The 7,658-nt window shown below is 72.2% G+C and carries 7 protein-coding genes; 6 read left to right on the top strand and 1 reads right to left on the bottom strand.

Annotated elements, in window-relative coordinates:
• The 6 genes from ABD978_RS33520 to ABD978_RS33495 form a co-directional block, all read left to right on the top strand.
• Positions 1-990, top strand: a 990-nt coding sequence (locus ABD978_RS33520; protein WP_345363703.1) for a polysaccharide deacetylase family protein, incomplete at its 5' end; no start/stop codon positions are given.
• Between the two features lie 207 nt (positions 991-1,197).
• The gene (gene rpsA, locus ABD978_RS33515; protein ID WP_345363701.1) at positions 1,198-2,661 is read left to right on the top strand and encodes a 30S ribosomal protein S1; all 1,464 of its coding nucleotides are present in this window, start codon (positions 1,198-1,200) and stop codon (positions 2,659-2,661) included.
• Positions 2,662-2,703: 42 nt separating this feature from the next.
• Positions 2,704-4,713: an endonuclease/exonuclease/phosphatase family protein gene (locus ABD978_RS33510; protein ID WP_345363699.1), complete on the top strand. Its 2,010-nt coding sequence runs from the start codon at positions 2,704-2,706 to the stop codon at positions 4,711-4,713.
• 6 nt (positions 4,714-4,719) lie between these two features.
• A complete protein-coding gene (locus ABD978_RS33505; RefSeq protein WP_345363697.1) occupies positions 4,720-5,205 on the top strand; it encodes a GNAT family N-acetyltransferase in 486 nt (161 codons plus the stop codon).
• Positions 5,206-5,219: 14 nt separating this feature from the next.
• Positions 5,220-5,831 (top strand): dephospho-CoA kinase, encoded by a 612-nt coding sequence (gene coaE / locus ABD978_RS33500; RefSeq protein ID WP_345363695.1) that lies wholly within the window; start codon positions 5,220-5,222, stop codon positions 5,829-5,831.
• Between the two features lie 37 nt (positions 5,832-5,868).
• The gene (locus ABD978_RS33495; protein ID WP_345363693.1) at positions 5,869-6,570 is read left to right on the top strand and encodes a protein phosphatase 2C domain-containing protein; all 702 of its coding nucleotides are present in this window, start codon (positions 5,869-5,871) and stop codon (positions 6,568-6,570) included.
• On the opposite strand, the gene ABD978_RS33490 is transcribed toward ABD978_RS33495, so the two are convergent.
• The gene (locus ABD978_RS33490) at positions 6,560-7,384 is read right to left on the bottom strand and encodes a glycerophosphodiester phosphodiesterase (RefSeq protein WP_345363691.1); all 825 of its coding nucleotides are present in this window, start codon (positions 7,382-7,384) and stop codon (positions 6,560-6,562) included. The genes ABD978_RS33495 and ABD978_RS33490 overlap by 11 nt on opposite strands.
• Between the last annotated feature and the right edge of the window lie 274 nt (positions 7,385-7,658).

Below are 7,658 nucleotides of genomic sequence, written 5' to 3'. Positions count from 1 at the left end.
GGGACGACGGCGCGGGGGACCGGGCGCGGCCGGCGGGCGGTCGCTCCGGCGCGGACGGCCGCACCGTCCCCGTCGGGCTTCGACCCGGCGAAGGCGGCCGCGGCGGCGCGCGCCGCGGGCGCCAACGAGCTCGGCCAGGTCCCGATCCTGATGGTCCACCGGGTGCTGGCCAAGCCCAAGGTGTCGCTGGACCGTACGCCGGCGCAGTTGTACGCGGAGTTCACCCGGCTGGCGCGGGAGGGGTACGTGCCGGTGACGGCCGCGGAGTTCGTCACGGGGACGATGAACGTCCCGGCGGGCCGGCATCCGGTCGTACTGACCTTCGACGACGGCTCGCCGACACATCTGGCGTTCGACGCCGCGGGCGCCCCGGAGCCGGACACCGCGGTCGGGGTGATCGAGCGGGTGGCCCGGGAGAATCCGGGGTTCCGCCCGGTCGCGACGTTCTTCGTGAACGCGGACCCGTTCGCGCTGGGGGACCGGGCGGCGGCCGCGATGCGCTGGCTGGCCCAGCACGGCTTCGAGGTCGCCAACCACACGACCCACCATCCGGATCTGACCGGGATGGGACACGGTGCCGTGGCGAAGGAGATCGGCACCGACCAGAAGATGATCACGGGTGCGACGGGTATCCCGCCGGTGACGTTCGCGTTTCCTTTCGGCGCCCCGGCGCGCCTGTCGTGGGCCGATCACGGGGCGGCCGCCGGAGCCCGGTGGGACTTCCAGGGAATGTTCCTGGCGGGTTGGCGTCCGGCCGACTCGCCGTTCGAGAAGGACTATGATCCTCGGCAGATCCCGCGGATCCGCGATGACGGCAGGGTTCGCCAGGACGATTGCCGGCGGTTCTGCTCGATCGCCTGGCTCGACTGGCTGGCCCAGCACCCGGACAAGCGCTACACGTCCGACGGAGATCCGGCCACGGTGGCCTTCCCGCAGGCTAAGATGATCTACCTCGCCGAGGGCTTTCGCGCCCGCGCGTGCCCGTACTGATCATGCAAGAGATTGACCGTACCGGTCGGCGTCCCATATTCTGATCGCTGCGCTGTGGGCCTGCGCGCGCCTCGGACAGAGCAGGCTCGCGCTCGGTCACGTCGACATCGGTATGGTCACGCCGCCGGTTCATCGGCAGGGACGGATAACTGGCCCTCCGCGCAGCACAGGCAACTACGCATGTCCGTATCCGGAGCCATCCCACACATGACGAGCAGCACCGAGGCCACCTCGAGTACCCCGCAGGTAGCGGTCAATGACATCGGGTCCGAGGAAGCCTTCCTCGCGGCGATCGACGAGACCATCAAGTACTTCAACGACGGCGACATTGTCGAAGGCACTGTCGTCAAGGTCGATCGAGACGAGGTCTTGCTCGACATCGGCTACAAGACCGAGGGTGTCATCCCCTCGCGTGAGCTCTCGATCAAGCACGATGTCGACCCGAACGAGGTCGTCAAGGTCGGAGACCACGTCGAGGCCCTCGTCCTCCAGAAGGAGGACAAGGAAGGTCGCCTGATCCTGTCCAAGAAGCGCGCCCAGTACGAGCGCGCCTGGGGCACGATCGAGAAGATCAAGGACGAGGACGGCATCGTCACCGGTACCGTCATCGAGGTCGTCAAGGGCGGCCTCATCCTCGACATCGGCCTGCGCGGCTTCCTGCCGGCATCGCTGGTGGAGATGCGCCGGGTCCGCGACCTCCAGCCGTACGTCGGCCGTGAGCTCGAAGCCAAGATCATCGAGCTGGACAAGAACCGCAACAACGTGGTCCTGTCCCGCCGTGCCTGGCTCGAGCAGACGCAGAGCGAGGTCCGCCAGACCTTCCTCAACACCCTCCAGAAGGGCCAGGTCCGCAAGGGCGTCGTTTCCAGCATCGTCAACTTCGGTGCGTTCGTCGACCTCGGCGGCGTGGACGGTCTGGTCCACGTGTCCGAGCTGTCCTGGAAGCACATCGACCACCCCTCCGAGGTCGTCGAGGTCGGCCAGGAGGTCACGGTCGAGGTCCTCGACGTCGACATGGAGCGCGAGCGGGTCTCGCTGTCGCTCAAGGCGACGCAGGAGGACCCCTGGCAGCAGTTCGCCCGCACCCACCAGATCGGCCAGGTCGTTCCGGGCCGGGTCACCAAGCTGGTGCCGTTCGGCGCGTTCGTGCGGGTCGAGGAGGGCATCGAGGGTCTGGTGCACATCTCCGAGCTGGCCGAGCGCCACGTGGAGATCCCCGAGCAGGTCGTGCAGGTCGGCGACGAGATCTTCGTCAAGATCATCGACATCGACCTCGACCGGCGCCGCATCAGCCTCTCGCTGAAGCAGGCCAACGAGACCGGCGGGACGTTCACCGACGAGGAGTTCGACCCGACGCTCTACGGCATGCCCGCCGAGTACGACGAGCAGGGGAACTACAAGTACCCCGAGGGCTTCGACTCGGAGACCGGCGACTGGCTCGAGGGCTACGACGAGCAGCGCGAGGCCTGGGAGCGGCAGTACGCCGAGGCCCGGTCCCGCTTCGACGCCCACAAGCGGCAGGTCGAGGAGGCCCGTCGGGCCGAGGCCGAGGCGGCCGGTCCGCAGTCCTACGCGACCGAGGAGTCGCAGGGCGGCGACACGGGCGGCGCTCTCGCCTCCGACGAGGCCCTCGCGGCGCTTCGCGAGAAGCTGTCCGGCGGCCAGGAGTAGGACAAACAACCGCATACCGGCGAGGAGTAGAAGACCACCGATATGGTCGATTCTGACTCACGCGTCCGATCTGGGGGTCCCGTCGCTACGGCGGGGCCCCCGGTCGTTCCCCAGGAACTGTCGCGGATCTCGCTGATCGCGATCACCCTGGCGGTGCTCGCGGAGGTGCTGCGGGCGGCGTTCCCCGCGTTCGGGCACTACACCGAGAGCGGCGGGGCGGTCACCGCCACGCTGGTGATCCTGGTGGCCTGCCTCGCGGGCTTCCTCGCGCCCGGCGTCCGCGCGGTCGCCGGGCCGCGCGGCCTGGCGGCCGTCGCGATCGGCGGGCTGCTGCTCGTCCGGCTCGCCATGCAGGCGTTCTCACCGGCGCTGTGGCCGGCCTTCGCGGGCGCCGTGTTCGGGATGCTCGCCGTCACGGCGCTGTACGAGGCGGCGCGCGGCCTGTCCGGCACCGGGTTCGCGGTCGCGGCGACCGCCGGGCTCACCGGCGACACCGCGCTGCGGCTCGCCTTCGGCACCTGGGACCCGCCCGCGCGTTCGGGCGTCGCGGCCTGGATCGTCACCCTGCTGGTCGTCGCCGGCGGCGCCGCCGCGCTGGCGCGCTGGCTGCGCACACCGCCGGTCGAGGCTCCGGTGATCGGCTGGCGTGACGCGCTCGGCGCCGCGGCGCTGGGGCCGTTCCTGGCCCTGCAGATCCTCGTGCTGTCCAGCCCGGCGTTCGCGTCCTCCAGCGGCGGCCTGCCCCTGGCCGTCGCCGGGACGGTCGTCCTGGTCGGTCAGGCGCTGGCCCTGGCGTTCCTGTCCTCGGGTCTGGCCGTGGCGGCCGTGCCCGGCGGGGTGTGCGTGTTCGGCGGCACGCTCCTCGGCGTGGGCGCCGGGGCGGTCACCGGCCGGTACGGCCTGACCGGCGCGGCGGCGATCGCCGTGGTCGTGATCGGGCAGGTGCTGTCGGCGTGGCTGCTGGCGGTCGCCTCACGGGTGCCGCTGCGGCGCGGCGGATACCGCGGCCGGCCCGCCGAGCGGGGCGGCCCGCCGCCGAACGTCAAGGTCTCCGACACCGGGGGCCGGGCGTGGCGCATCGACCTGGGCGCGGCCCTCGGCGGGCTGGGCGTCCTGGTCGTGATCCTTCCCTACCAACTGCACTACACCCACCCGCTGCCGCTGCCGAACAAGGTCCTCCCGGGCCTGGCGGGCATCGCGCTGGGCCTGCTGTCGGCGATCGCCGCGGCGCGCGGTGGCCCGCTGCCGGTCCGTTCGGCGGTCCGCGCGCTCGGCGCGGGCGCGGGCGCGCTGGTCCTCGTGGTCGTCCCGGTGATCTACGCGGTGACCGCGCCCTCGGTGACGCGGGCGGCGGCGCTGCCGGGGACGTTCCGCCTCGTCTCGTACAACGTCCACGACGCCGTGGGAGACGGGGGACGGCTGGACCCCGAGGCGGTCGCCCGCGCGATCGAGGCGCAGCACGCCGACGTCGTGGCGCTGCAGGAGGTCGGCCGGGGCCGCCCGATGTCGGGCACCGCGGACGTGGCGTCCTGGCTGGCGCGGCGGCTGAAGATGCGTCTCGTGTGGGGGCCGGCGGCCGACCACCAGGACGGCAACGCGGTGCTGACCCGGCTGCGGGTCAAGGCCACCGGTACCGGGCGGCTGCCGGTGGGCGCCGGCCCGCAGGCGCCGGGATACGTCTGGGCCCGGGTCGACGTCGGCGGCGGGAGCACCGCCGACGTGTGGTCCGTCCAGCTCCAGCAGGGCGCCGACCGCACCCAGAGCCGGCTGACCGAGATCGTGAAGCTGCTGCAGGTGTGGAGCGGCGCGCCGCGTACGGTCATCGCCGGGGACATGGGCGCGGGCCCGGGCACCCCGGAGCTGAGCCGGCTGATGAGCCAGACCGGGCTGCGCAGCCCGATCGACTCGCCTCCGCCGACCACGACGGGCGGCGCGCGCGCCGACTGGATCCTGGGCAGCGACGACCTCGGCTTCGACAGCAGCGCGGTCGACTCCTCCCGGAAGGCCTCGGACCACTACCCGGTGGCCGCGACCGTCCGCGTGGTGGGCTGACCGCCCGTGGAAGAGGCCCGGATCGAGCGCGCCGACGTCGCCGACGCCGGGGAGATCCTCACCGTGCAGCGCGCCGCGTACGTCACCGAGGCGCAGCTGCACGGTGATCCGTTCCTGCCGCCGCTGGTCGAGTCCCTCGACCAGATCCGGAAGATGATCGCCGAGTCGCTGGTCCTCAAGGCGAGCGTGGGGTCCCGGCTCGTCGGCTCCGTACGCGGCCGGTTCAACGAGCGCACCTGCCTGGTCGGGCGGCTCGTCGTCGCGCCCGACCTGCAGGGGCGGGGGATCGGCGAGGCGCTGATGCGGGCGCTGGAGGCGGAGGTGGCCGGGCGGGCCGACTCCTGCGTGCTGTTCACCGGGCACCTCAGCGAGACCGACCTGCGGCTGTACCGCCGGCTCGGGTACGCCGAGACCCACCGGGAGCGGGTCGCCGACCACCTGACGCTCGTGCACATGCGCAAGTCCCTCGTGGCGGCCGCGCCGGGGGAGTGAGTACGCTCGCGGTCGTGCTGAGTGTGGGGTTGACCGGAGGGATCGGGTCGGGCAAGAGCGAGGTGTCCCGGCGGCTGGCGGAGCACGGCGCGGTGGTCGTCGACGCCGACGCCGCGGCGCGTGAGGTCGTCGAGCCGGGCACGCCGGGCCTGGCCGAGGTCGTCGCGGAGTTCGGCGATGAGGTGCTGCGCCCGGACGGATCGCTGGACCGAGAGCGGCTCGGGTCGATCGTGTTCGCCGACGAGGAGCGGCGGGCGCGCCTCAACGCGATCGTCCACCCGCGCGTCGGCGAGCGGATGCGCGAGCTCGTCGAGCAGGCGCCGCCGGACGCGATCGTCGTCTACGACGTGCCGCTGATCGCTGAGAACGGCCTGGCGGGCATGTACGACCTCGTGGTCGTCGTCGACGCGCCCGTCGAGGAGCAGGTGCGGCGGCTGACCGAACGGCGCGGCATGACCGAGGCGGACGCGCGGGCCCGCATCGCCGCGCAGGCCACCCGGGAGCGGCGGCTGGAGATCGCCGACCGGGTCATCGACAACTCCGGCTCACTGGAGCGGCTCGCCGAACAGGTCGACGAGCTGTGGGCGGAGCTCAAACGGCGCGCCGACCTGGGCGGCGCCCGATGACGCGGCTCATCCGGGCGACTGAAAGGGGTGTCGCGCGATGATGCGGATCACCTGGGCGACCGACCAGGGCAGTCCCGCCCGGCCGAACGAGGACTTCGTCGCCACCGCGCTCGGCGCCGCCGTCGTGCTGGACGGCATGAGTATCGACATGAGCGTGGAGACCGGGTGCGTGCACGGTCGTCCCTGGTACGTCGGGCAGCTCGCGACCCGGCTGCTCGCCGGCCTCCTCGACCACAGGGTGAGCCCGGCCACGGCCCTGGCCCAGGCGATCGCGGAGACGGCGGACGCGCACGGCGGCCGCTGCGACCTCTCCCATCCCTGGACCCCCGCCACGACGGTCGTCGCGCTGCGCGCCCGGGACCGGGCGGCGGACTACCTGGTGCTGTCGGACTCCACGCTGCTGCTCGACCGGGACGGGCGGGTCACCGCGCTCACCGCCGACGGCAGCGGGTTCGCCGCGGCCGACCCGCGCGTGGCCGAGCGGGCGCGCGTCGGGAGCGTGCCGATCGCGGGTCTGCGCCGGGCGGCGCTGCTCACCGACGGCGCCACCCGGCTGGTCGACCAGTTCGGGCTGACCGACTGGCCGCAGACCCTGACCACCCTGGCCGAGCGGGGGCCCGCGGCGCTGATCGAGCAGGTCCGCGAGGCCGAGCGCACCGACCCGGACGGGCGGCGCTGGCCCCGCAACAAGCCGCACGACGACGCCACCGTGGCCTTCTGCGAGTTCGCTACCCCTTGAGGACCGAGCGGAGCGTGTCGGGGTGGTTGGTGATGATGCCGTTCACCCCGTCGCCGATCATCCGGCGCATCGTCGTGCGGTCGTTGACCACCCACACGAAGACCTTGAGGTGGCGCTTCTTCACGCCGCTGACGTAGCTCTTGGTGACGGTGGTGTACTTCGGGTTGACGTACCGGGCGTACTTGGCGACGGCGGGCAGCTGGGCCGTCGTCGGCTTGCCGATGACGCCGAGCGGCACGGACGGCAGCAGCTTGTGGAAGGACTTGAGGTACGACCACTCGAAGCTCTGCACGATCAGCCGGCCCGGGCGCAGCCAGTACGGTTCGGTGCGCAGTTCGGCGGCGATCCGGCTCGTCATGCCGGGGTACAGGGAGGGGTTCTTGATCTCCAAGAGGAGCTTCATCCCCTTGCCCTCCATGGCGCGCAGCGTCTCGTCCAGGGTCGGCACCCGCTCGCCCTTGTACTTGGCGGAGAACCACGATCCGGCGTCGAGCCGTTTGATCTGCTTGAGGGTGTAGTCGCGGATCCGCCACGGCGAGCCGTGCGGGTAGATCTTCTCGGCGTTCGTGGTGCGGCTGAGCGTCTCGTCGTGCATGACGATCAGCTGGTGGTCCTTGGTCTGCTGGACGTCGAGCTCGAAGTAGTCCGCGTGCCTGGTCTTGGCCTGCTGGAAGGCCGCGAGGGTGTTCTCCGGCGCGTACGCGGACGCGCCCCGGTGCCCGACGTCCATCACCGTGGTGGCGGCGGAGGCGGTACCGGTGAGCGCGAGGGGGAGGGCGGAGGCGAGCGTGACGGCGGCGAGGCGCAGGGGCATGGGAGTCCTTCACGGCCGGGGGCGGGGGCTCGGCTATGACGGTGCTCCGACCGGACTGCCGGGCGGAGAGCAGTGTGTAAGCCAGACATGACGCTCATATTGACATTCGGTAACGCCGACCGAAGCCCGGCGCGGCACCGTGTCGGTAACGCCGACCGAAGCCCGGCGCGGCACCGTGTCGGTAACGCCGACCGAAGCCCGGCGCGGCACCGTGTCGGTAACGCCGACCGAAGCCCGGCGCGGCACCGCGTCGGTGACGTCGGCCGAGGCTCGG

This window comes from Actinoallomurus liliacearum (assembly GCF_039542035.1).
Lineage (GTDB): Bacteria > Actinomycetota > Actinomycetes > Streptosporangiales > Streptosporangiaceae > Actinoallomurus > Actinoallomurus liliacearum.
The sequence above is the reverse complement of the archived record's forward strand: the minus strand, read 5'-3'. Positions and strand labels throughout refer to the sequence as shown.

Excerpts from the sequence above, each read along its gene's own strand:
- rpsA (WP_345363701.1), top strand. The coding sequence starts at position 1,198 with ATGACGAGCAGCACCGAGGCCACCTCGAGTACCCCGCAGGTAGCGGTC.
- ABD978_RS33510 (WP_345363699.1), top strand. The coding sequence starts at position 2,704 with ATGGTCGATTCTGACTCACGCGTCCGATCTGGGGGTCCCGTCGCTACG.
- ABD978_RS33495 (WP_345363693.1), top strand. The coding sequence starts at position 5,869 with ATGATGCGGATCACCTGGGCGACCGACCAGGGCAGTCCCGCCCGGCCG.
- ABD978_RS33490 (WP_345363691.1), bottom strand. The coding sequence starts at position 7,384 with ATGCCCCTGCGCCTCGCCGCCGTCACGCTCGCCTCCGCCCTCCCCCTC.